Origin of the sequence: Pseudomonas kurunegalensis, from assembly GCF_030291635.1 — a bacterium.
Lineage (GTDB): Bacteria > Pseudomonadota > Gammaproteobacteria > Pseudomonadales > Pseudomonadaceae > Aquipseudomonas > Aquipseudomonas monteilii.
On record NZ_CP127871.1, the window covers coordinates 5,894,142 to 5,918,427 of the forward strand.

Sequence of the window (24,286 nt, forward strand, 5' to 3'; positions counted from 1 at the left end):
AGTTAGCGAAGCTTGAAATCGATCGGCACGCTGACCCAGCCGGTCTGGGCCACGTCACCCTGCTTGGCGGGCACGAAGCTCCAGCGTTTCACCGCAGCCAGCGCGGCGGCGTCGAGGGCATCACGGCCGCTGCTCTTCTGGACCTGGATCTGCCCGGGTTTACCGCTGGGCAGCACCTCTACACGCAGCAGCACGGTGCCTTCCCAACCCCGCCGCTGGGCCATCTGCGGATACTCCGGCGCCGGGTTTTTCAGGTAAGCGGCGTTGGCCGAAGCGGGCGTAACCGGGGCCGGCGCAGGTGGTGCGGGTGCAGGTGGTGCCGGGGCGGCCACTGGGGCTGGCGGCGGCGCTTCGACCGGTTTGGGCTGTGGTTTGGGTGCTTGCTTGACCACAGGCTTGGGCACGGGCTTTGGCTTGGGTTTGGGCTTGGCGGCCAGTTCGTCGATCACGGGTGGTGGTGGCGGCGGCTCGACGACGGGTGGTGCAGGCGCAGGCGGTGGCGGTTCGACCACAGGCGGCGCTGGCGCTGCGAACTCGATGGTCATGGGCGGCACTTGCGGTGGCACCACGGGCAGCTCTGGCGTCGGAGCCTGGCTTACCCAGTACGCCGCAGCGCCGTGCAGGGCCAGCACCAACAGGCCCAACACCAGCTTGTCGCGGCGCTTGAGCCCGCTGACGGGCGTGCGTTGCAGGCGCAGCTGGCCCAGCGGGAGGCGAAGCGTGCGTCCAAGCTCGACCAGGTCGCCCGGGGCCGGGCGCCATGGCTGGTCGTAGGCCCTGACGGCCGACTGGACATTACCCATTGATCAAACTCCTGGGGTCTCGATTCAGGTATGGCTGAATCATCGGGGCTAGAGGCTTATCTCTTAAAGTAATGTTTAAAATTATGGTTAGAACTTAAGTGAATATTGTTTTTGAAGGGTAGCGTGAAAGCCACGAACTGCGCGGGCTGCGGGTGGCCGGCGTAAATGCGATGCATTGCAGGCATGCAAAATATTCGCGCAAGGCATGAGATTGGCTCGAACTGCCGGGTTTTCGTCTTAAGTTTTGAGGGGGTGCGTAAATCGAGCGCCGCCCGCGCGGCGCATCGCGAGCAAGCTCGCTCCTACATCTGTTTCGGGCCAGTATCGCCTGTGCCAGCGCACGCGACCGCCTTGGTGGTCCCACACGATATTGAGGTAAACACCAAGGGGCCGCGCGCCTCTCACTCAGGAATGATTGGCCCGAAACAGATGTAGGAGCGAGCTTGCTCGCGATGCGCCGCGCGGGCGGCGCTCGATCTCACAGCCCCTACCTCTCTCACGACGAAAAAACCCGGGACCAAGCCCGGGCTTTTCATCATCAAGGGCTGATCAGATATCCGCCACCTTCTGCCAAACCTTCGGCCGGAAGAACAGCGTCTCCCCCCGCGCCAGCCCGGTCAGGCTGTCATGGTCCTTAACCACCTCGGCCTCGATCAGCTCGCTCTGCCCTTCCACCTTCAAGGTCACCCGGGTAGTCGCCCCCAACGGTCGGATGTCCCGCACCTCGGCCGCATGGTGCCCTTCGGTCTCATGCCGCGACAACGACACCTCGTGTGGGCGGAACAGTACATGGTGCCCCTCGCTCAGGGCCAGGCGGTTGGAGTCGCCCAGGAAGTGGTAGACGAAGTCGTTGGCCGGCTGCTCGTACACCTCGCCCGGCGAGCCGATCTGCTCGATCACGCCCTTGTTCATCACCACGATGCGGTCGGCCACTTCCATGGCTTCTTCCTGGTCGTGGGTCACGAATACCGAGGTCAGGTTGATGTCTTCGTGCAGCCTCGCCAGCCAGCGGCGCAGCTCTTTGCGCACCTTGGCATCCAGCGCACCGAACGGCTCGTCCAGCAGCAACACCTTGGGCTCCACCGCCAGCGCGCGGGCCAGGGCGATACGCTGACGCTGACCGCCAGACAGCTGTTCGGGGTAGCGGTCGGACAACCAGTCCAGTTGCACCATGTTCAGCAGCTCATGCACCTTCTCGGCGATCTTGCTCTCGCTCGGGCGCTCGCCCTTGGGCTTCATGCGCAGGCCGAAAGCGACGTTGTCGAACACACTCATGTGGCGGAACAGCGCGTAGTGCTGGAACACGAAGCCGACGTTGCGGTCACGCACGTCATGGCCGGACACGTCCTCGCCATGAAAGACGATATTGCCCTGGTCCGGGGTTTCCAGGCCGGCGATGATGCGCAGCAACGTGGTCTTGCCGCAGCCGGACGGGCCCAGCAGCGCCACCAGCTCGCCGCTGTTGATGTCCAGGTTGATGTTGTTCAGGGCCTGGAAGCTGTTGAAGCGCTTGCTGACATTACGAACTTCGATCGACATGAATCATTCCTCCGCGGCGCTGTGGCGCAGGCGGTTAATACGGTTCTCGCTCCACTGCTTGAGCAGCAGGATGAAGAGCGCCAGGATCAGCAACAGGCTGGCCACGCTGAAGGCCGCGACGTGGTTGTACTCGTTGTAGAGGATCTCTACGTGCAGCGGCAAGGTGTTGGTCACGCCACGAATGTGGCCAGACACCACCGACACCGCGCCAAACTCGCCCATGGCCCGCGCGGTACACAGCACCACGCCATAGATCAGGCCCCATTTGATGTTGGGCAAGGTCACGTGCCAGAACATCTGCCAGCCATTGGCGCCGAGCAGGCGAGCAGCCTCCTCTTCTTGCGTGCCCTGCTCCTGCATCAGCGGGATCAGTTCACGGGCCACGAACGGCACGGTGACGAAAATGGTCGCCAGGACGATGCCCGGCAGGGCGAAGACGATCTGGATATCGTGGTCCTGCAGCCAGGGCCCGAACAGGCCTTGCGCGCCGAACATCAGCACGTAGACCAGGCCGGCGATCACCGGCGACACCGAGAACGGCAGGTCGATCAGGGTGACCAGGATACTCTTGCCACGGAAGGTGTACTTGCTGACGCACCAAGCGGCGCTGACACCGAACACCAGGTTCAGCGGCACCGAAATGACCACGGCGAGCAGGGTGAGCTTCAATGCCGACAGCGCGTCGGGCTCGAAAATCGCCTCGAAGAAGGTGCCAAAACCGTTCTTCAGCGCCTGTGATACCACGATCACCAGCGGCAGCAGCAGAAACAGCGCGAACACCAGCCAGCCAAGGCCGATCAGGATGCGCCGCGAAGTGGCGCTGCCACGGCGGGCGGCGTTGGCGGCCGCGCTTGCACTCAGGGATGAACTGGACATGCCGGCCTCCTTCAAGGGGTTTCGATGCGGTGCTGCAGCAGGTTGATCAGCAGCAGCAGGATGAAGGAAACCACCAGCATCAGCACGCCGATGGCGGTCGCGCCGGTGTAGTCGTACTGGTCGAGCTTGACCATGATCAGCAGCGGCAGGATTTCGGTCTTCATCGGCATGTTGCCGGCAATGAAGATCACCGAACCATACTCACCCACGCCACGGGCGAAGGCCAGGGCAAAACCGGTGAGCCAGGCCGGCAGCAGGGCCGGCGCCAGAATATGACGGAACACCTGCAGCGGCTTGGCGCCCAGGCAGGCGGCGGCCTCTTCCACTTCACGCGGGATGTCGGCCAGTACCGGCTGCACCGTGCGCACCACGAACGGCAAGGTGACGAAGGTCAGCGCCAGGGTGATGCCCAGCGGGGTGTAGGCGATCTTGAAACCAAGGTCGGTGGCGAACTGGCCGACCCAGCCCGCAGGCGCGTACAGGGCGGTCAGGGCGATACCGGCAACGGCGGTAGGCAGGGCGAACGGCAGGTCGATCATCGCGTCGATGATCTTGCGCCCAGGGAAGGTGTAGCGCACCAGCACCCAGGCCAGCAGGGTGCCGATTACACCGTTGATGATGGCGGCGAACAGGGCGGTACCGAAACTCAGCTTGAGCGCGGCGATTACCCGCGGCGCGCTGATGATGTTCCAGAACTGCTCCCAGGTCAGCTGCGAGGCATGAATGAACATGGCTGCCAGCGGTATCAGCACGATCAGGCTGAGGTACACCAAGGTGTAGCCCAGTGTCAGCCCGAAGCCGGGTATGACGGGAGAAATGCGGCGTGACATAAATATCCCTGGTTGAACGCACGAAGCCCGGAATCAATCCCGGGCCGGTGCTAGCTTCTGAAATCCTGGGGCTGCTTTGCAGCCCATCGCGACACAAGGCCGCTCCTACAAATAGAACGCGTATCCCCTGTAGGAGCGGCCTTGTGTCGCGATGGGCCGCAAAGCGGCCCCGCTTTTCCTTGGCGATTACTGTGCCTGATAGATCTGGTCGAACACACCGCCATCATTGAAGAATTTCGGTTGTGCAGTTTTCCAGCCACCGAAGTCCTTGTCGATGGTTACCAGGTCCAGTTTCGGGAATTGCTTGCCGAATTCGGCAGCGACTTTCTCGTCACGCGGGCGGTAGAAGTTCTCTGCAGCAATCTTCTGCCCGGCCGGGCTGTACAGGTGCTTCAGGTATTCGGTGGCAATGTCGGTATTGCCCTTCTTCTCGGCGTTCTTGTCTACCACCGCCACTGGCGGTTCGGCCAGGATCGACAGCGACGGTACGACGATGTCGAACTTGTCGGCACCACCGTCTTCCTTCAGTGCCAGGAAGGCTTCGTTTTCCCAGGCCAGCAACACGTCGCCTTGGCCGTTGTTGACGAAGGTGATGGTCGAGCCACGGGCACCGGTATCCAGCACCGGTACGTGCTTGAACAGCTCTTGCACGTATTCCTTGGCCTTCTCTTCGCTACCGCCGGCCTTCAGGCCGTAGGCCCAGGCGGCCAGGAAGTTCCAGCGCGCACCGCCGGAGGTTTTCGGGTTGGGGGTGATGACCGACACGTCTTTCTTGATCAGGTCGCCCCAGTCCTTGATGCCTTTCGGGTTGCCCTTGCGCACCAGGAACACGATGGTCGAAGTGTATGGGGTGCTGGCATCCGGCAGGCGGGTCTGCCAGTTGTCCGGCAGGGTCTTGCCCAGCTTGGCGACTTCGTCGATGTCACCGGCCAGGGCCAGGGTCACCACGTCGGCGCGCAGGCCGTCGATCACCGCACGGGCCTGCTTGCCCGAGCCACCGTGCGACTGCTGGATCTTCACCTTGTCGCCCGGGTGGGCCTGCTGCCAGTGCTTGATGAACTCGGCGTTGTACTGCTGGTACAGCTCACGGGTCGGGTCGTAGGACACGTTCAGCAGTTCGTAGTCCTTGGCGATGGCGGAACCGGCAAAAACAGCACTGGCCAAAGCGGCGAGCGCATAACGGCGGATGGACATGGTGAAGCTCCCGATTGGCATTTTTCTAGTTTTGAATGTGAGGCGCGATCAGCCGGCCTTGTTGCCGGGCTGTTGCAGGCGGAACTTCTCCTTGCGCTCGATCTGTACGACCTGAGCGTTGTGCACTGTGATCTCCACCGCACCGAAACGCAGGTCGCGCAAGGCGCTCTGGATTTCACGCAGAATGGTGGCTTCGTCCTGACCGTCGATGCTACGCAGAGATGCACTCATGCTCGTTCTCCTTGGAGTGAGGGTGCCGGGCAGAGGTTTGAAGGGGATTTGCGCCTGGCTTGAGGGCAATAGTAGTGAGGCGGAGTTATTCTTAAAAATACTGTTTAAGAATGTTTATATAACCAAATTCAAATCGCGATTTTACAGGCGCTCAAATGCCTCTGCGGGAGCGGGCGTGCCCGCGAATGCGGCAGTGAATCCACCATCGCATTCGCGGGCACGCCCGCTCCCACAGGGTTCAGTGTTGGGTTTTAGTGCTGTTTTCAGGCTCGCGGATCTTGTACCAGGCCACATACAAGGCCGGCAGGAACAGCAGCGTCAGCAGGGTGGCCACGATGATCCCGCCAATCATGGCGTAGGCCATCGGCCCCCAGAACACTTCGCGGGCAATCGGGATCATGCCCAGGCTCGCCGCCGCCGCCGTCAGCAATATCGGCCGACGCCGGTGGTTGGTGGCCTCTACCACCGCGTCCCACGGCGAGAAGCCCTGGGCCTCGAACTCGTCGATCTGGGTCACCAGAATCACCGAGTTGCGAATGATGATGCCCGCCAGCGCGAGGATGCCGAGAATCGCCACAAAGCCCATGGGCGTGCCTGTGGGCACCAGCGCGATGATCACGCCAATCAGCCCCAGCGGCGCCACGCTCACCACCAGGAACAGCTTCTGCACGCTGTGCAGCTGGATCATCAGGAACGTGGCCATGAGGAACAGCATCAGCGGGATCACCTTGCGGATCGGCCCTTGCGCCTTGGCGCTCTCCTCCACCGTACCGCCCGTGGCCACTTCATAGCCGGCGGGCAGCTTGCTGATGAACGCGTCGATGCTCGGCTTGAGCTGGGTCACCAGGTCAGTGGGCTGGATATCCCCCGTGACCGACGACTTGATGGTAATGGTCGGCTTGCGATCACGGCGCCACACCAGCGGTTGCTCCAGCTCATAGCGCACGGTGGCGAACGCCAGCAGCGGAATCGACGTGCCGTTGGGGCTGACGATCTGCAGGTTCTGCAAGGTATCGGGCGAGCCACGCTCGCTGTCTTCTGCCCGGGCGACCACATTCACCAGATAGATGTTGTCGTTGACCTGGGTAATCGGCACGCCGCTGACGATGCTGTTCATCACATTGGCCACATCCTCCGACGACAGGCCAAGCTGGCGCGCCTTGTCCTGGGCGATTTCGATGCGCATCACCTTACCGGGCTCGTTCCAGTCGTAGATCATTTCGCCAATGTGCTCGTTGCTGTCGAGCAAGGTCGCCAGGTCAATGGCGTGCTTGCGCACCTGGTCGATGTCCGGGCCGCTGACCCGGTACTGGATCGGCCGCCCCACCGGCGGGCCCATTTCCAGCGACTGGACGTTGGTGCCGATGCCGACGAATTCCTCACGCAGCAGCTTTTGCAGGCGCTCCATCATGCCTGCGCGCTCTTCGAAGCCTTTGCTGACAATCACCAGCTGGGCGTAGTACGGGTTTTGCAGTTGCTGGTCGAGGGGCAGGTAGAAGCGGATCGCACCCTGGCCGATGTAGGTGCTCCAGTGCACCAGGTCCGGGTCGTCCTTGATCCTGGCCTCCAGCCGGTCGACCACCTTGCGGGTTTCTTCGATCGAGGCGTTCTGCGGCAGGTTCAGGTCGACCAGGATTTCCGGCCGGTCCGAAGAGGGGAAGAACTGGTTCTGTACAAAGCGCTCGCAGAAGATGGCTAGCGCAAACAACAACACGGTGCCAATGATGGTCAGCCAACGGTGGCGCATGCACCACAGCAACCCATTTTCGAAGGCTTTGCCCACACGCCCAGGCTCCGCCTCATGGGGTTTTACCTTGCTGCTGAGGATATGCACGCCCAGTACGGGCGCAAAGAACACCGCCACCACCCACGACACGATCAGGGCCACGGCGATTACCGCAAACAGGGTGTAGGTGTACTCACCGGCGGAGCTGGCGTTGAGGCCGATGGGCACGAAGCCGGCCACCGTTACCAAGGTGCCGGTGAGCATCGGGAAGGCTGTGGAGGTATAAGCGAACGTCGCCGCCTGCTCCTTGCTCTCGCCCATTTCCAGCCGTGTGACCATCACCTCCACGGTGATCATCGCGTCGTCCACCAGCAGGCCAAGCGCAATGATCAGCGCCCCCAGCGAAATCCGCTGCATGGTGATGCCGCTGTACTCCATGAACACGAACACCATGGCCAGCACCAGCGGGATCGAACAGGCCACCACCAACCCGGCGCGCACACCGAGGCTGACGAAGCTCACTCCCAGCACGATCACCACCGCCTCGAACAGTGCGCTGGTAAAGCCGCCGACCGCCTGCTTGACCACCACAGCCTGGTCGGAAACGGTATGCACCCCGACCCCGACCGGCAAGTCGGTCACCACCTGGTCCATGCGCTTTTTCAGCGCCGCACCGAATACCTGAATGTTGCCACCGGCCTTCATGCCGATGGCCAGGCCAATGGCGGGCTGGCCGTTGTAGCGGAACATCGGTGAAGGCGGGTCGACATAGCCGCGTTCGATATCGGCGATGTCCGCCAAGCGGAAGAAGCGGTCATTGATGCGCAGGTTGACCGTTTCCAGGTCTTTTTCCGAGGCGAACTGCCCGGTGGTGCGCACCGAAATACGCTCGGGGCCGGCCTCGATCACGCCGGCCGGGGTCACGGCGTTCTGCGATTGCAGGGCCTGCATGACCTGGCGCTGGTCGATGCCCAGCGCGGCCAGCTTGCGGGTGGAGAAGTTCAGGTACAGCACTTCGTCCTGGGTGCCGACCAACTCGATCTTGCCGATATTGGGCACATCGCGCACTTCGGCCCGGGCTTGCTCCACGTAATCACGCAACTGGCGCAGGGTGAGGCCGTCGGAGGTAAAGGCGTAGATCGAGCCGAACACATCGCCGAATTCGTCGTTGAACCCAGGGCCCTGAATGCCTTCCGGGAACTGGCCGCGAATGTCCTGGATCTTCTTGCGCACCTGGTACCAGATATCCGGGATGTCCTTGGCCTTGGTGGTGTCGCGCAGGTACACGTAGACGGTGGATTCACCCGGCCGGGTGTAGCTTTTGGTGTAATCGAGCGAGTCGAGTTCTTCGAGCTTTTTTTCGATGCGGTCGGTGACCTGGTACAGCGTCTCGTCCTGGGTTGCCCCTGGCCAGCGTGTCTGGATCACCATGGTCTTGATGGTGAACGACGGGTCTTCCTCGCGGCCCAGGTTGAAGTACGAAAAGACCCCCATCAGCAACCCGACGAACATCAGGTACCACACGAAGGACTGGTGCCTGAGCGCCCATTCGGACAGGTTGAAGCTTCCTTTCATTGCGCGTCCTCATCGAAGGCGACCTTCTGGCCGGGCTTGAGGCTGTTCACGCCTGCTGTAACAACCCGTTCGCCGGGCTGCACGCCGGAGGCCAGAACGATGCTGTCGTCGGTACGCTCGATCAGCTTTACCTCACGGGTGGTCACGGTCTTCTGATGCGGGTCGATCACCCAGACCTGGGGTTTGCCATCACGTTCGAGCAAGGCGCTCAGGGGCAGCTCACTGCGCGGGCTGACTGCCGAAGTCAGCGTCACGCTGATGGCGGTACCCAGGTGGAAGGCGGCCGGCGTGCCGGCCAGCGTCAGGCGAGCGCGACGGGTGCGGGTGGTGGCATCGGCCTGGGGCTCCAGCTCACGCAGGGTGGCCGTGGTGTTGATGGTGGGGTCCAGCTGTGAGGCCACGGTAAAGGTCAGGCCCTTGCTGAGCTGGTCGGCCAGGCTGATCGGCAAGTCGATGACGGCCTCCTTCACATCTGGCCGGGCCAGCGTCACCACTGCTTGGCCTGCGGTGATGGTCTGCCCCGCTTCTGCCTGCCAGGCCGTGATGACGGCCGCGTGGTCGGTGCGCAGGGTGCTGTAGTCAAGCTGGTCACGCGCCTGGCTCACTGCCGAGCGCGCTTGCTCAAGCGCGGCACCCGTGGTTTTAAGGTTGGTCTGGGCGATGTCCAGCTGGGCCTGGGCGCCTACACCACGGTCGTACAACTGCTGCTGGCGGCGTGCGTCAGCCTGGGCGTTGATCCACTGGGCCTGCACCTTGGCCAGGTCGCCCTCGGCGGCGCGCAGCTGGTTTTGCTGATCGGTCGGGTCAAGTGTGGCCAGGGTATCGCCAGGCTTTACCTGCGCGCCCACGTCCAGCCAGCGTCGCGCAATTCGGCCTGAAACGCGAAAGCCCAAGGTGCTTTCAAACCGCGCCTGAATGCTGCCGGCGAAGCGGCCCAGCTGGGACTGATTCAGCGGTTCGACCTTTACCGAAAGCACGGGCCTAACGGGGTCGGCCACCTCTTCTTCAGTGCCACAGGCAGCCAGCAACAGGCCTGTCGAGAACACCAACAGGAAACGGGTCATAGCTTGCCCCCCTCGGCCTTGGCGTCGACTTTCTCCACCTGCATGCCCGGGTGCAGCAACTGCCCGCCATTGACCACCACGGTTTCACCGCCCTTGAGGCCACTGGCAACCACGATCTTGCCGGTCAGGTAGCGGGAGACTTCGACCTTGCGCAGCTCCACCTTGTCGCCCTCACCCACCACCCATACCGCAGGGCCGTGCAGTGCCTTGGTCAGCGCCGCCCAAGGCAGCTCGATGCTCGGCCGGCCCTGGGCATTGGTGGTGGCCGTCACCGGCGCACCCAGTTGCATGCCCGCCGGCACATCCCGCAGGCCAACCTTGACCTGCACCGTTCCGCTTTGCGCAGAGACGGTGGGGGTGATTTCACGTACAAAGCCCTTGGCTTGCACCTTGGGGTTATCCAGCAGGCTGACCATCACACCTGCATCGCTGGGTGGCGCAACCAACAGGGATTCATACACGTTGAACACCGCATCGCGGTCGCCATCCTGGGCCAGGCCGAAGATCGGCATGGTTGCCTGTACCACCTGGCCCACTTCAGCTTGACGCTCGGTGATAACGCCATCGGCCTCTGACACCAGGGCGGTGTAGCTGAGCTGCTCGTTGGCGTTGGCCAATTGCGCCAGGGCAGCCTTGAGCGCGCTCTGGTTGCTGCGTAATGAGGCTTCGGCGGAGTCGTATTCGCTTTGGCTGGTGTAACCCTTGGGCAGCAGCTTTTGCTGTCGGATGAAGGCGGCGCTGGTCTGCGTCACCCGCGCCTGCGCGGCGAACACCTCGGCCTTGGCGGAGTCGACGTTGTTCTGCAGGTCTTTCGGGTCGAGCCGCGCCAGTACCTGGTTGGCCTTCACATGATCGCCCACATCGACACTACGCGAGATGATCTTGCCACCCACGCGAAACGAAAGATCGGTTTGCACCCGTGCCTGCACATCGCCAGTCAGGGTGACCCTGGCAGCGAAGTCGGTGGGTTGGACCTGCAACACACCCACCCGGGGCATGACCTCGGGGGTTTCTTCCTTGCTACAGCCCGTGAGCAGGTACAGCAGCCCCAGGCAGACGACCGACAGCAGACGCGTCACCGTCATGCAGGCCTCCTGGCTTGCGCGCTAATGATTCGTGGATAGCGACTGTCAGCGTAGTTCAGGGTTGGGTAAACGGCACTGATTGCGGGGGAGGACAGGAAACTCATCTGAGCATCGAGGCGCACGCCTCGATATTTTTAGCGCCTATCAGATCGAGCGCCGCCCGCGCGGCGCATCGCGAGCAAGCTCGCTCCTACATTTGTTTCGGGCCAATTATTCCTGTGGCATTTGCGCGCGAACGCCTTGGCGCATGTCTCGATATTACGTCGTGCGAACAAGGCGGTTGCGCGCGCAGGCACAAGCGATACTGGCCCGAGATAAATGTAGGAGCGAGCTTGCTCGCGATGCGCCGCGCGGGCGGCGCTCGATCGCTCTGACGATGAAGATGTTGTGGCAAGCACCAAGCACCCCACAGGGCTCAAGCCCTGCAGGATGTCGGCAAGATCAGGCGGACGCAGCCACCTGCGCCGGGCGCTTGACCTGTGGCTGCGAAGCATTGGCCGCAGCACCCTCTTCGATCGCTTGCTGAATCGCCTTGCGACGACGCTCTTCGGCCTGGCGGCTGAAGTACCAGACAAAGAAGGTCACCAGCGACACCGACAGCAGGATCAGGCTGGCCACGGCGTTGATCTCGGGCTTCACGCCCAGACGCACGGCCGAGAACACTTCCATCGGCAAGGTGGTCGAACCCGGGCCGGACACGAAGCTGGCCAGTACCAGGTCATCCAGCGACAGCGCGAACGACATCATGCCGCCCGCCGCCAGCGATGGCGCGATCATCGGGATGGTGATCAGGAAGAACACCTTCCACGGCTTGGCACCCAGGTCCATCGCCGCTTCTTCTATCGACAGGTCCAGCTCACGCAGGCGTGCCGACACCACCACCGCCACATACGCCGCACAGAACGTGGTGTGGGCGATCCAGATGGTGACGATGCCACGCTCCTGCGGCCAGCCGATCATCTGCGCCATGGCCACGAACAGCAGCAACAGCGACAGACCCGTGATCACCTCGGGCATTACCAGCGGCGCGGTGACCAGGCCACCGAACAGCGTGCGGCCCTTGAAGCGGGTGACGCGGGTCAGCACGAAGGCCGCCAGGGTACCCAGCGCCACGGCAGCCACCGCCGTGTAGCAGGCGATTTCCAGCGAGCGCATCACCGAACCCATCAGCTGGGTGTTGTCGAGCAAGCCGACGTACCACTTGATCGACCAGCCACCCCACACCGTCACCAGCTTGGAGGCGTTGAACGAGTAGATCACCAGGATCAGCATCGGCAGGTAGATGAACAGCAAGCCCAGCACCAGCATCAGCTTGGAGAAACTGAAGCGTTTCATGCGCGGCCCTCCATTTCTTTGGCCTGGCTGCGGTTGAACAGCAGGATCGGCACGATCAGGATCGCCAGCATCACTACCGCCAGGGCAGAGGCCACCGGCCAGTCACGGTTGTTGAAGAACTCTTGCCACAGCACCTTACCGATCATCAGGGTTTCCGGGCCGCCGAGCAGTTCAGGAATCACGAACTCGCCCACCACCGGGATGAACACCAGCATGCAGCCGGCGATGATGCCGTTTTTCGACAGCGGTACGGTGATCTTCCAGAAGCTGTTGAAGGTGCTCGAACCCAGGTCCGAAGCGGCCTCCAGCAACGAAGGGTCATGCTTCACCAGGTTGGCGAACAGCGGCAGGATCATGAACGGCAGGTACGAATAGACCACGCCGATGTACACCGCCAGGTTGGTGTTGAGGATCTGCAGCGGCTGGTCGATCAACCCGGTCCACAGCAAGAAGCCGTTGAGCAGGCCGTTGTTGCTGAGGATGCCCATCCAGGCATAGACGCGGATCAGGATCGCGGTCCAGGTCGGCATCATGATCAGCAGCAGCAGGACTGTCTGGGTTTCCTTCTTGGCATTGGCGATGGCGTAGGCCATCGGGAAGCCGATCAGCAGGCACAGCAGGGTGCTGAAGAAAGCCATCTTCAACGAGCCCAGGTAGGCCGAGAGGTACAGCTCATCCTCGGTCAGCAGGCCGTAGTTGGCCAGGTTGAGTACCAGCTGGATCTTGTCTTCGACGTAGCTGTAGATCTCGGTATACGGCGGGATCGCCACGTCGGCTTCGGCAAAGCTGATCTTCAGCACGATGAAGAACGGCAGCATGAAGAACAGGAACAGCCAGATGAACGGCACGCCGATCACCACGTGCCGCCCCTGCGGGGTCAGGCGCTGGAAGGCTCGCTTGAGCTTGCGCAGTTTCATGACCGCAGTACCACGCCGCTGTCGTCTTCCCACCACACGTACACTTCATCGCCCCAGGTCGGACGGGTGCCCTGGCGCTCGGCGTTGGCGACGAACGACTGGACAACCTTGCCGCTCGGCAGCTCCACGTAGAACACCGAGTGACCACCCAGGTAGGCAATATCGTGCACCTTGCCACGCGACCAGTTGTGCTCGCAGGTCGGTTGCTGAGTGGTGACCAGCATCTTCTCCGGCCGCAGGGCGTAGGTGATGTGCTTGTCTTCCACCGAGGTGGTGATGCCGTGGCCCACGTAGATCTTGCGCTCAAGCTCCGGGCTGGCAATGATCGCGTGGCCTTCGGCGTCGTCGACCACTTCACCTTCGAACAGGTTGACGTTACCGATGAACTCGCACACCAGGCGGCTGGTGGGGGTCTCGTAGATGTCCACCGGCGAGCCGATCTGGGCAATCCAGCCCAGGTGCATGATGGCGATGCGCTGGGCCATGGTCATGGCCTCTTCCTGGTCGTGGGTCACCATCACGCAGGTCACACCTACGCGCTCGATGATCTCTACCAGTTCCAGCTGCATCTGCGAACGCAGTTTCTTGTCCAGCGCGCCCATCGGCTCGTCGAGCAGCAGCAGCTTGGGGCGCTTGGCCAGCGAGCGGGCCAGGGCCACGCGCTGGCGCTGACCACCAGAAAGCTGGTGCGGCTTGCGCTTGGCGTACTGGGTCATGTGTACCAGCTTGAGCATCTCGGCCACGCGGGCGTCGATCTCGGCCTTGGGCATCTTGTCCTGCTGCAGGCCGAAGGCGATGTTCTGCGCCACGGTCATGTGCGGGAACAGCGCGTAGGACTGGAACATCATGTTGATCGGCCGCTCGTAGGGCGGCATGTCGGTGATGTCGACGCCATCGAGGAAAATCCGCCCTTCAGTCGGGCGCTCGAAGCCGGCCAGCATGCGCAGCAAGGTGGACTTGCCCGAGCCGGAGCCACCCAGCAGGGCGAAGATCTCGCCCTTGCGGATTTCCAGGGACACATCGTCCACGGCTACGGTTTCGTCGAATTTTTTCGTAACCCGGTCGATCTTGACCAGCACCTGCTTGGGTTGCTGGCCACCCTCGAGGGCTTTTTTATAGGCACCGGAGGCAACTGCCATGAGTGAAACTCCCAACAAGATTTTTGTGCCCGCGCGGCCTGGTCTGCAGGTGCGCTGCGGGTCTGGATAATTACTTGCCCGACTTGACCTTGGTCCAGCTTCGGGTCATCAGCCGTTGCACCTTGGGTGGCAACTCTGAGTTCACGAACATCTTGTCCAGCACTTCCTGCGGTGGGTAAACCGCGGCGTCAGTCCTCACGGCCTGGTCCATCAGGTCGCCAGCCTTGGGGTTCGGGTTGGCGTAACCGACGTAATCACTGACCTGGGCGATAACCTCAGGTTTCAGCAAATAGTTGATGAAGGCATGCGCCTCTTTGACGTTCTTGGCGTCCTTGGGAATCGCCAGCACGTCGAACCAGAGGTTGCCGCCTTCCTTGGGAATGGCGTAGGCCAGGTTCACGCCCTTCTTCGCTTCTTCAGCGCGGGCCTTGGCCTGGAACACATCACCCGAGAAGCCTGCCGCGACGCAGATATCGCCATTGGCCAGGTCGGTGATGTACTTGGACGAGTGGAAGTAGGTCACGTACGGGCGTACGGCCAGCAGCTTCTGCTCGGCTTTTGCGTAATCCTTGGGGTCGGTGCTGTTGGGGTTGAGCCCCATGTAGTTGAGCACCGCCGGGAGCATTTCATCCGCCGAGTCGAGGAAGGCCACACCGCACTTGGAGAGCTTCTTCATGTTCTCGGGTTCGAACAACACGGCCCAGGAGTCGATGGTGTCCACGCCCAGCGCGGCCTTCACCTTGTCGACGTTGTAACCGATGCCGTTGGTGCCCCACAGGTAAGGCACGGCGTACTGGTTGCCCGGGTCGTTCTTTTCCAGGCGTTTCATCAGCGCCGGGTCGAGGTTGGCATAACTGGGCAGCAGGCTCTTGTCGAGCTTCTGGAACGCGCCCGCCTTGATCTGCTTGCCGAGGAAATGGTTGGACGGCACCACCACGTCATAGCCGGTATTACCGGCCAGCAGTTTGCCTTCCAGGGTTTCGTTGGAGTCGAACACGTCCTGCACGGGCTTGATGCCCGTGGCTTTCTCGAAGTCCGCGAGTGTGGTTGGGCCGATGTAGTCGGACCAGTTGTAGAAGTGCACCGTAGGCGCCGCTTGGACGCTGCATGCCAGCGTCAGGCCCGCACCAGCCATCAAGGCCTTGCGGAATACAGAAATAGACAAGTGGGTGCTCCTCACAATCAGTGCCTGGGTAGCGACAATGCTGCCGCACACGCAAAACCGGCGCGCAACTTACCTTCGCAGCTTCGATGCCGCAATCATCAATTGCCTTTCACTGGCTCTGGGCCGGGAAACCCCGGCCCAGAGGTGCCGCATCGGGGTTATTTGCCCGACTTGATCTTGGTCCAGCTGCGGGTGATCACACGCTGGGCAGAAGCTTCAGGCGCAGCGATTGCGTACAGCTGCTTCTTCACTTCGGCTGGCGGGTAGATGCTCGGGTCGCTGGTGATGTCTTTGTCCACGAACGGGGTAGCGGCAGCGTTGCCATTCGGGAAGCGCACGGCGTTGGTGATTTCAGCCATGATTTCCGGCTGCATCAGGAAGTCCATGAACTGGTAGGCAGCATCTTTATGCTCGGCATCTTTCGGGATGGCGACCATGTCGTAGAAGGTGCCGGCACCTTCTTTCGGAATCACGTAGTCCACTTTGACCTTGTCGCCGGCTTCGTGGGCGCGGGCCTTGGACTGCTCCAGGTCACCCGAGTAACCGACGGCCACGCAGATGTTGCCGTTGGCCATGTCGCCGATGTACTTGGACGAGTGGAAGTAGGTGATCGAAGGACGGATCTTGAGGAACAGGTCCTCGGCGGCCTTCAGGTCTTCCTTCTTGGTGCTGTTGCTCGGCAGGCCCAGGTAGTGCAGCGCGGCGGGCAGCATTTCGGTCGGGGCGTCGAGGAAGCTCACGCCGCAGCTCTTGAGCTTGGCGATGTTCTCAGGCTTGAACACCACGTCCCACGAGTCGATCTTGTCCACGCCCAGCGCGGCCTTGACCTTCTCCGGGTTGTAGCCGATGCCGATCGAACCCCACATGTACGGGAAGGCGTGCTTGTTGTCCTTGTCGCTGGCGTCGCCAACGGCTTTGAGCAGGTCGGTGTCGAGGTTCTTCCAGTTCGGCAGCTTGGAGCGGTCCAGTTCTTCGTACACACCGGCCTTGATCTGCTTGGCCAGGAAGTTGTTGGACGGCACCACGATGTCGTAGCCCGACTTGCCGGCCAGCAACTTGGCTTCGAGGGTTTCGTTGCTGTCGAAGACGTCGTACTTGACCTTGATACCGGTCTGCTTCTCGAACTTGGCGATGGTGTCTGGTGCGATGTAGTCCGACCAGTTGTAGACGTTCAACACCTTGTCTTCAGCCTGTGCAGCAGTAGCCATGGCACCCATCAGGGCTGCGGCCAGCAACGTCTTGCCCATTTTATTCATGCGTCATGCTCCAGATTTTTTTGATTAGCCATCCGTTCAGCAGCCAGGTCCCGCAGTACACGCGTTTGGGCGACTGAAGCAGTCGCTAGTCTGGCAAGTTACAAGGCTCTGTTTCAAGGAAAGCAGGGCCTTGTAACGACTTAATGTCACATCGCTAGCCTAGCAGGTGCTCAGTTGATCGCTTCGAGGGTGAGGTCCAGGCACTTGCGCGCCTTTTCCACCAGTTCGTCGATCTCCGCGTGGCTGATCACCAGCGGCGGGGCGATGATCATGGTGTCGCCCACTGCGCGCATGATCAGGCCGTTCTCGAAGCAGAAGTTACGGCAGATCATGCCCACGCCCTTGCCTTCGTAACGGCTGCGGGTGGCCTTGTCCTTGACCAGCTCGATCGCGCCAAGCAGACCCAGGCCGCGTACTTCGCCCACCAGCGGGTGGTCCTGCAGCTCACGCAAACGCTTTTGCAAATACGGTGCCGCTTCGGTGCGCGCCTTCTCGACAATGTGCTCGTCGCGCAGGATGCGCAGGTTTTCCAGGCCCACAGCAGCCGCTACCGGGTGGCCCGAGTAGGTGAAGCCGTGGTTGAAGTCACCCCCTTCGCTGAGTACCTGGGCAACCTTGTCACGCACGATCACACCGCCCATGGGGATGTAACCGGAGGTCAGGCCCTTGGCGATGGTCATCAGGTCGGGCTTGAGGCCGTAGTAGTCGGAGCCGAACCACTCGCCGGTGCGGCCGAAACCGCAAATGACTTCGTCGGCGACGAACAGGATGTCGTACTTGGCGAGAATCTCCTTCACCTTCGGCCAGTAGGTTTCCGGTGGGATGATCACGCCGCCGGCGCCCTGGATCGGCTCGGCGATGAAGGCGGCGACGTTGTCTTCGCCGACTTCGAGGATTTTCTTTTCCAGCTGCTCGGCTGCCCACACACCGAACTGGTCCGGGGTCATGTCGCCACCTTCACCGAACCAGTAAGGCTGCGGGATGTGCACGATGCCCGGGATCGGCAGGCCGCCCTGTTCGTGCATGCCGCTCATGCCGCCCAGGCTGGCACCGGCCACGGTGGAGCCGTGGTAGCCATTGATGCGGCCGATGATGGTCTGCTTGTGCGGCTTGCCCTTCAGCGCCCAGTAGTGGCGCACCATGCGCAGCACGGTGTCGTTGCCTTCAGAGCCGGAGCCGGTGAAGAACACATGGGTCATGCCTTCGGGCGCCACGTCGGTGATCGCCTTGGCGAGCTCCAGCGCAGGCGGGTGAGCGGTCTGGAAGAACAGGTTGTAGTACGGCAGTTCGCGCATCTGCTTTTCTGCCGCCTGCACCAGTTCTTCACGGCCGTAACCGACCGCCACGCACCACAGGCCGGCCATGCCGTCGAGAATCTTGTGCCCCTCGCTGTCCCACAAATGCACACCCTGGGCCTTGGTGATGATGCGCGGCCCCTTGGCTTTCAGCTGCTTGTAGTCACTGAAAGGTGCGAGATGATGCTCCCCGCTCAGGGTTTGCCATTCACGGGTTTGCGGGTTGTTGACGCTCATGTGCTTCTCCGTAATTCGACCGCCGCGCTCCAGCGGCACCAGGGTTTATCAGACAGCGAACAGCAGGAACTCACGCTCCCAGGAACTGATGACACGCTTGAAGTTCTCGTGCTCGGCGCGCTTGGTGGCGACGTAGCCGGTGATGAACTTCTTGCCCAGGTACTGCACCAGCGCGCGGCTGTTTTCCATGCGTTCCAGGGCGTCTTCGATGGTCAGCGGCAGGCGCAGGTTGCGGCGCTCGTAGCCACGGCCCTGCACCGGCGCACTGGCCTCGATGCCTTCGACCATGCCGATGTAGCCGCACAGCAGGCTCGCGGCGATGGCCAGGTAAGGGTTGGCGTCGGCGCCGGGCAGGCGGTTCTCGACGCGGCGGCTTTGCGGGCCGGCATCCGGTACGCGCAGGCCGACGGTGCGGTTTTCTTCGCCCCACTCCACGTTTACCGGCGCCGAGGTATCGGGCAGGAAGCGGCGGAACGAGTTGACGTTGGGGGCGAACAGCGGCAGCGCCTCGGGGATGAACTTCTGCAGGCCACCGATGTGGTTGAGGAACAGCGCGCTCATGCTGCCGTCTTCGTTGCTGAAGATGTTCTTGCCGGTGGCCACGTCGACCACGCTCTGGTGCAGGTGCATGGCACTGCCCGGCTCACCGGTCATCGGCTTGGCCATGAAGGTGGCGGCCACGTTGTGCTTGAGCGCCGCCTCGCGCATGGTGCGCTTGAACACCAGTATCTGGTCGGCCAGGTGCAGCGCGTCGCCGTGACGGAAGTTGATTTCCATCTGCGCCGTGCCGTCTTCGTGAATCAGCGTGTCCAGGTCCAGCTGTTGCAGTTCGCACCAGTCGTAGACGTCTTCGAACAGCGGGTCGAATTCGTTGGCGGCTTCGATCGAGAACGACTGGCGGCCGGTTTCCGGGCGGCCCGAGCGGCCAACCGGTGGCTGCAGCGGGAAGTCCGGGTCTTCGCTGCGCTTGGTCAGGTAGAACTCCATCTCGGGCGCGACGATCGGCTGCCAGCCCTTGTCGGCGTAGAGCTTGAGCACTTTCTTCAGCACGTTGCGCGGCGACAGTTCGACCGGGTTGCCCTTCTTGTCGTAGGTGTCGTGGATCACCTGCGCGGTCGGCTCGATGGCCCACGGCACCAGGAACACGGCCTTCTCGTCAGGGCGGCAGATCATGTCGATGTCGGCCGGGTCGAGCAGTTCGTAATAGATGTCGTCGTCGACGTAGTCGCCGGTCACGGTCTGCAGCAGCACGCTCTCAGGCAGGCGCATGCCTTTTTCGGCGATGAATTTGTTGGTAGGCGAAATCTTGCCGCGCGTGATGCCGGTCAGGTCACTGATCATGCATTCGACTTCGGTGATCTTGTGCTCTTTCAACCAATCGGTGAGCTGGTCGAGGTTGTTACTCATAAATACCTCAGGAGGTAAGGTGGTCCACGCTCTGATTCTGGATGGAGTACTTTGCTAAAGCAAAAACCCCCGCGCAGAGCCACAGTGGATACACTGAAAACAGCTGTGTCCGTAATGAGTTCGAAAGGCAGGAAGACGAAGCGAAGAGCGGCAAGCCGCTACGAGGGCGGGCCCGGGAGCGCCAAACGTCAATTATTGCGGCCAGGGCGGCCACGCCATTGACGAAGCTTGCAGAAACGGCGGAGGTACCCGATGGCACTGCGCAGGCAGTGCTTTCAGGTCGCGGCAAGCGGACCATGTGACCCTCGTATTATTGTGTTTTGGGTTGAGACCGAGCTTAGCCTTGTTCATTTTTTTACACAACACCTCCGTAAAAAATAAAACACGGCGTGTCGGAGATAGCCCTTTACGCGGGAAATAGCGGATAATGGCTTGCCCCGATATGCAGCAAATCTGCCGTAGATGTGCCATTTCAGGGCATCATGGGGTTGGCTTGACATCAGTATGGCTTTTCGATTGACTGGTCCTGCAAGCCCCCCTTGATTGATATTTTTAACAACAAAGGTGTTGCATCATGTCGGTACCCCCGCGTGCCGTTCAGCTTAACGAAGCGAACGCGTTCCTTAAGGAACATCCTGAGGTTCTCTACGTTGACCTTCTGATTGCAGATATGAATGGTGTGGTGCGTGGCAAGCGCATCGAGCGCACCAGCCTCCACAAGGTTTACGAGAAAGGCATCAACCTGCCTGCCTCCCTCTTCGCCCTGGACATCAACGGTTCCACCGTCGAAAGCACCGGGCTTGGCCTGGACATCGGCGATGCTGACCGCATCTGCTACCCGATCCCTGGCACCCTCTCCAACGAACCCTGGCAAAAACGCCCGACCGCCCAGCTGCTGATGACCATGCACGAGCTGGAAGGCGAGCCGTTCTTCGCCGACCCGCGTGAAGTGCTGCGTCAGGTGGTGAGCAAGTTCACCGAGATGGGCCTGACCATCTGTGCCGCGTTCGAGCTGGAGTTCTACCTGATCGACCAGGAGAACGTGAACGGCCGCCCGCAGCCGCCGCGCTCGCCAATTTCGGGCAAACGCCCACAGTCGACCCAGGTGTACCTGATCGACGACCTCGACGAATATGCCGACTGCCTGCAGGACATCCTCGAAGGCGCGAAAGAGCAAGGCATCCCGGCCGACGCCATCGTCAAGGAAAGCGCCCCGGCGCAGTTCGAAGTCAACCTGCACCACGTGGCCGACCCGCTCAAGGCCTGCGACTACGCGGTACTGCTCAAGCGGTTGATCAAGAACATCGCCTACGACCATGAAATGGACACCACCTTCATGGCCAAGCCCTACCCGGGCCAGGCAGGCAACGGCCTGCATGTACACATTTCCGTGCTGGACAAAGATGGCAACAACATCTTCACCAGCGAGGATCCCGAGCAGAACGCCGCGCTACGTCACGCTGTCGGCGGTGTGCTCGAGACCCTGCCAGCGTCCATGGCATTCCTCTGCCCGAACGTGAACTCGTACCGCCGCTTTGGCGCGCAGTTCTACGTACCGAACGCGCCGAGCTGGGGCCTGGACAACCGCACCGTGGCCCTGCGCGTGCCGACCGGCTCGCCGGACGCCGTGCGCATCGAACACCGCGTGGCCGGTGCCGACGCCAACCCGTACCTGATGATGGCTGCCGTGCTGGCGGGTGTACACCATGGCCTGACCAACAAGATCGAGCCGGGTGAGCCGATTGAAGGCAACTCGTACGAGCAGCTGGAGCAGAGCCTGCCGAACAACCTGCGCGATGCCCTGCGCGAGCTGGACGACAGCGAGATCCTGAACAAGTACATCGATCCGAAGTACATCGACATCTTTGTCGCGTGCAAGGAAAGCGAGCTGGAGGAGTTCGAGCACTCGATCTCCGACCTCGAGTACAACTGGTACCTGCACACCGTGTAAACAAAAACGCCGCCCACAAGGGCGGCGTTTTTCATTCAAGACCGCGAAGGGGCCGGTACAGGCTTACAACGACTTCTCGAAAATCTTCGAATTACGCTGATAGTTGTACAGCGAAGCCCGCGCCGCCGGCAGCCGCTCAACCCCACTTGGCGCAAACCCGCGCTCGCGGAACCAGTGCGCCGTACGCGTAGTCAGCACGAACAAGGTATTCAACCCCATCTGCCGCGCCCGGCTCTCGATACGCTCCAGCAATTCATCCCCACGCCCACCATGGCGGTACTCCGGGTTCACCGCCAGGCACGCCAGCTCCCCTGCCTCGGAATCGGCAATCGGGTACAGCGCCGCACAGGCGATGATCATGCCCTCGCGCTCCACCACGCTGAACTGCTCGATTTCCCGCTCCAGCACTTCACGCGAACGGCGCACCAGAATGCCCTGCTCTTCCAGCGGGCTGATCAACTCCAACAAGCCACCCACGTCCTCGATGGTCGCCTCGCGCACCACCTCGAACTGCTCCTGCGACACCAGCGTACCGCCACCGCCACGGGTGAACAGCTCGGTCAGCAACGCGCCGTCTTCGGCATAGCTGACGATATGGCTACGCGCCACACCGCCCTTGCAGGCCTCGGCGGCGGCATCCAGCAGCTCGCCCTGGTAATCACTGCCCAGGCGTTGAAGATGCGGGGCAACCTGCTGCGGGCGCAGCTCGCGCACCAGCTTGCCGTCAGCATCCAGCAACCCCGGCTCTGCGCCGAACAGCAGCAGCTTGTCAGCGCCCAGCTCAATGGCAGCGCGGGTGGCGACGTCTTCGCAGGCCAGGTTGAAGATTTCACCGGTGGGCGAGTAGCCCAGCGGCGACAGCAGCACGATGGAGCGCTCGTCGAGCAGGCGGCTGATGCCCTTGCGGTCGACCCGGCGCACTTCACCGGTGTGGTGGTAGTCCACCCCTTCCAGCACGCCGATCGGCCGCGCAGTGACCAGGTTGCCGGACGCCACGCGCAGGCGCGAGCCCTGCATCGGCGACGCGGCAATGTCCATCGACAGGCGTGCTTCGATAGCCAGGCGCAAGGCGCCGACAGCATCGATCACGCAGTCCAGGGTGGCGGCATCGGTAATGCGCAGGCCACGGTGGTAATGCGGGGTCAGCCCACGATCGGCCAGGCGGCTTTCGATCTGCGGGCGCGAGCCATGCACCAGCACCAGCCGCACGCCAAGGCTGTGCAGCAGCACCAGGTCGTGGACGATGTTGCCAAAATTAGGGTGTTCCACCCCATCGCCTGGGAGCATGACCACGAAGGTGCAGTCGCGATGGGCATTGATGTACGGGGAGGCATGACGCAGCCAGTTAACGTAGTCGGGCATGACAGGGCCTGTGGATAAGTGGACGGAGAACGGCGGTACAGGGGCGTTCAGGATCATCGTCGGAACAGGCTTGCGGTCACGCGCGGTCTCCTCTAGGCAGGAACGAATCAGGTCAATGGACGTTTAGTTCAGGCAATAGTGCCGGATCAGGTCACGCAATAGACGCACGGTAGGCTCGATTCGTGACATTTCAAGGTATTCGCCGGGCTGGTGGGCACAGGCGATGTCGCCAGGGCCCAGCACGATGGTCTGGCAGCCCAGCTGCTGAAGATAAGGCGCTTCGGTGCCGAACGCCACCGCTTCGGCGCGGTGGCCGGTCAGGCGCTCCGCCACTTGCACCAGCTCGGCATCGGCGGCCTGCTCGAACGGCGGCACCTCCGGGAACAGCGGCGCGTAGTCGATGCGCACATCATGGCGCTCGGCCACGGGCACCAGCTTTTCACGAATGGCGGCGCGCAGCTGCTCCACATCCATGCCCGGCAACGGCCTCAGGTCGAACTCCAGAGCGCACTGGCCGCAGATGCGGTTGGGGTTGTCGCCACCGTGGATGCAACCGAAGTTCATGGTCGGCGTCGGCACGGTGAACTGCGGGTTGCGGTAGGTTTGCTGCCATTGCTGGCGCAAGCCCATCAGCTCGCCCATCACCGCGTGCATGGCCTCCATGGCGCTGCGGCCCAGGTTTGGGTCCGACGAATGGCCGCTGCGTCCGAGGATGTCGATGCGGTCCATGAGGATGCCCTTGTGCATGCGGATCGGTCGTAGCCCGGTCGGCTCACCGATTACCGCCGCACGGCCCAGCGGCTGGCCGGCTTCGGCCAGGGCTCGGGCGCCGGACATGGAGCTTTCTTCGTCGCACGTGGCCAGAATCAGCAATGGCTGCTTGAAGTCGTGCTCCAGCAGCGGGATGACGGCTTCGATGACCAGGGCAAAGAAGCCCTTCATGTCGCAGCTGCCCAGGCCGACCCAACGGCCATCGACCTCGGTCAGCTTCAGCGGATCACTGGTCCACAGTTGTTCGTCGTAAGGTACGGTGTCGCTGTGCCCGGCCAGCACCAGGCCGCCCGGGCCGCTGCCACGGCTGGCCAGCAGGTTGAACTTGCCGGGGCTGACCTGCTGGATGTCGCACTTGAAACCCAGGTCGCCCAGCCAGCCGGCCAACAGGTCGATGACCTGGCGGTTGGACTGGTCCAGCGCGGGCTGGGTGCAACTGACCGAAGGCGCGGCGATCAAGGCGGCAAACTGGTCTTTCAGCGTCGGCAACGGCATGCGCATACTCCTCGGAAGCGTTGCCCATCATAG

The 24,286-nt window shown here is 62.1% G+C and carries 19 protein-coding genes; 1 reads left to right on the forward strand and 18 read right to left on the reverse strand.

What is annotated here, in order from left to right; genetic code table 11:
- Positions 1 to 2 precede the first annotated feature (2 nt).
- The 16 genes from QQ992_RS26840 to QQ992_RS26915 all read right to left on the reverse strand — a co-directional run bounded on the left by QQ992_RS26840 (position 3) and on the right by QQ992_RS26915 (position 19,674).
- Complete coding sequence (locus tag QQ992_RS26840) at positions 3 to 803, reverse strand: energy transducer TonB (RefSeq protein ID WP_025752181.1); 801 nt, start codon at positions 801 to 803, stop codon at positions 3 to 5.
- A 549-nt stretch (positions 804 to 1,352) separates the two neighbouring features.
- Positions 1,353 to 2,342, reverse strand: a complete 990-nt coding sequence (locus tag QQ992_RS26845) for a sulfate/molybdate ABC transporter ATP-binding protein (RefSeq protein ID WP_016489713.1) — start codon at positions 2,340 to 2,342, stop codon at positions 1,353 to 1,355.
- A gap of 3 nt (positions 2,343 to 2,345) precedes the next feature.
- Complete coding sequence (cysW, locus tag QQ992_RS26850) at positions 2,346 to 3,218, reverse strand: sulfate ABC transporter permease subunit CysW (RefSeq protein ID WP_004575843.1); 873 nt, start codon at positions 3,216 to 3,218, stop codon at positions 2,346 to 2,348.
- An 11-nt stretch (positions 3,219 to 3,229) separates the two neighbouring features.
- Positions 3,230 to 4,048, reverse strand: a complete 819-nt coding sequence (gene cysT / locus QQ992_RS26855) for a sulfate ABC transporter permease subunit CysT (protein ID WP_286111694.1) — start codon at positions 4,046 to 4,048, stop codon at positions 3,230 to 3,232.
- 186 nt (positions 4,049 to 4,234) lie between these two features.
- Complete coding sequence (locus tag QQ992_RS26860; RefSeq protein ID WP_105947234.1) at positions 4,235 to 5,242, reverse strand: sulfate ABC transporter substrate-binding protein; 1,008 nt, start codon at positions 5,240 to 5,242, stop codon at positions 4,235 to 4,237.
- A gap of 48 nt (positions 5,243 to 5,290) precedes the next feature.
- The gene (gene oscA / locus QQ992_RS26865; RefSeq protein WP_016712582.1) at positions 5,291 to 5,473 is read right to left on the reverse strand and encodes a sulfur starvation response protein OscA; all 183 of its coding nucleotides are present in this window, start codon (positions 5,471 to 5,473) and stop codon (positions 5,291 to 5,293) included.
- Between the two features lie 238 nt (positions 5,474 to 5,711).
- Positions 5,712 to 8,774, reverse strand: a complete 3,063-nt coding sequence (locus QQ992_RS26870) for an efflux RND transporter permease subunit (protein WP_286111695.1) — start codon at positions 8,772 to 8,774, stop codon at positions 5,712 to 5,714.
- Complete coding sequence (locus tag QQ992_RS26875) at positions 8,771 to 9,838, reverse strand: efflux RND transporter periplasmic adaptor subunit (RefSeq protein ID WP_286111696.1); 1,068 nt, start codon at positions 9,836 to 9,838, stop codon at positions 8,771 to 8,773. Before QQ992_RS26875 ends, QQ992_RS26870 begins: the two co-directional genes overlap by 4 nt.
- Positions 9,835 to 10,923, reverse strand: coding sequence for an efflux RND transporter periplasmic adaptor subunit (locus QQ992_RS26880; protein WP_286111697.1), 1,089 nt, complete (start codon positions 10,921 to 10,923; stop codon positions 9,835 to 9,837). The genes QQ992_RS26875 and QQ992_RS26880 overlap by 4 nt, the downstream gene beginning before the upstream one ends.
- A gap of 441 nt (positions 10,924 to 11,364) precedes the next feature.
- Complete coding sequence (locus QQ992_RS26885; protein WP_016712586.1) at positions 11,365 to 12,258, reverse strand: ABC transporter permease subunit; 894 nt, start codon at positions 12,256 to 12,258, stop codon at positions 11,365 to 11,367.
- A complete protein-coding gene (locus tag QQ992_RS26890; protein ID WP_016712587.1) occupies positions 12,255 to 13,175 on the reverse strand; it encodes an ABC transporter permease subunit in 921 nt (306 codons plus the stop codon). The genes QQ992_RS26885 and QQ992_RS26890 overlap by 4 nt, the downstream gene beginning before the upstream one ends.
- Positions 13,172 to 14,314, reverse strand: coding sequence for a polyamine ABC transporter ATP-binding protein (gene potA, locus QQ992_RS26895; protein ID WP_013974704.1), 1,143 nt, complete (start codon positions 14,312 to 14,314; stop codon positions 13,172 to 13,174). Before potA ends, QQ992_RS26890 begins: the two co-directional genes overlap by 4 nt.
- Before the next feature lie 70 nt (positions 14,315 to 14,384).
- Positions 14,385 to 15,479, reverse strand: a complete 1,095-nt coding sequence (locus QQ992_RS26900) for a polyamine ABC transporter substrate-binding protein (RefSeq protein WP_286111698.1) — start codon at positions 15,477 to 15,479, stop codon at positions 14,385 to 14,387.
- Between the two features lie 158 nt (positions 15,480 to 15,637).
- The gene (locus tag QQ992_RS26905) at positions 15,638 to 16,735 is read right to left on the reverse strand and encodes a polyamine ABC transporter substrate-binding protein (protein ID WP_060498129.1); all 1,098 of its coding nucleotides are present in this window, start codon (positions 16,733 to 16,735) and stop codon (positions 15,638 to 15,640) included.
- A 170-nt stretch (positions 16,736 to 16,905) separates the two neighbouring features.
- Positions 16,906 to 18,267: an aspartate aminotransferase family protein gene (locus QQ992_RS26910; protein WP_060498130.1), complete on the reverse strand. Its 1,362-nt coding sequence runs from the start codon at positions 18,265 to 18,267 to the stop codon at positions 16,906 to 16,908.
- 48 nt (positions 18,268 to 18,315) lie between these two features.
- The gene (locus QQ992_RS26915; RefSeq protein ID WP_016712592.1) at positions 18,316 to 19,674 is read right to left on the reverse strand and encodes a glutamine synthetase family protein; all 1,359 of its coding nucleotides are present in this window, start codon (positions 19,672 to 19,674) and stop codon (positions 18,316 to 18,318) included.
- A 574-nt stretch (positions 19,675 to 20,248) separates the two neighbouring features.
- Here QQ992_RS26915 and QQ992_RS26920 point away from each other — a divergent pair.
- Positions 20,249 to 21,625 carry a glutamine synthetase family protein gene (locus tag QQ992_RS26920; protein WP_016712594.1) on the forward strand — a complete coding sequence of 459 codons (1,377 nt, stop codon included), beginning with the start codon at positions 20,249 to 20,251 and terminating at the stop codon, positions 21,623 to 21,625.
- 63 nt (positions 21,626 to 21,688) lie between these two features.
- Here QQ992_RS26920 and argA read toward each other — a convergent pair whose 3' ends face one another.
- Both argA and argE read right to left on the reverse strand, forming a co-directional pair.
- On the reverse strand, positions 21,689 to 22,987 hold the full coding sequence (gene argA / locus QQ992_RS26925; RefSeq protein WP_060498133.1) for an amino-acid N-acetyltransferase: 1,299 nt from the start codon (positions 22,985 to 22,987) through the stop codon (positions 21,689 to 21,691).
- A 123-nt stretch (positions 22,988 to 23,110) separates the two neighbouring features.
- Positions 23,111 to 24,253 (reverse strand): acetylornithine deacetylase, encoded by a 1,143-nt coding sequence (gene argE / locus QQ992_RS26930; RefSeq protein WP_105947223.1) that lies wholly within the window; start codon positions 24,251 to 24,253, stop codon positions 23,111 to 23,113.
- Between the last annotated feature and the right edge of the window lie 33 nt (positions 24,254 to 24,286).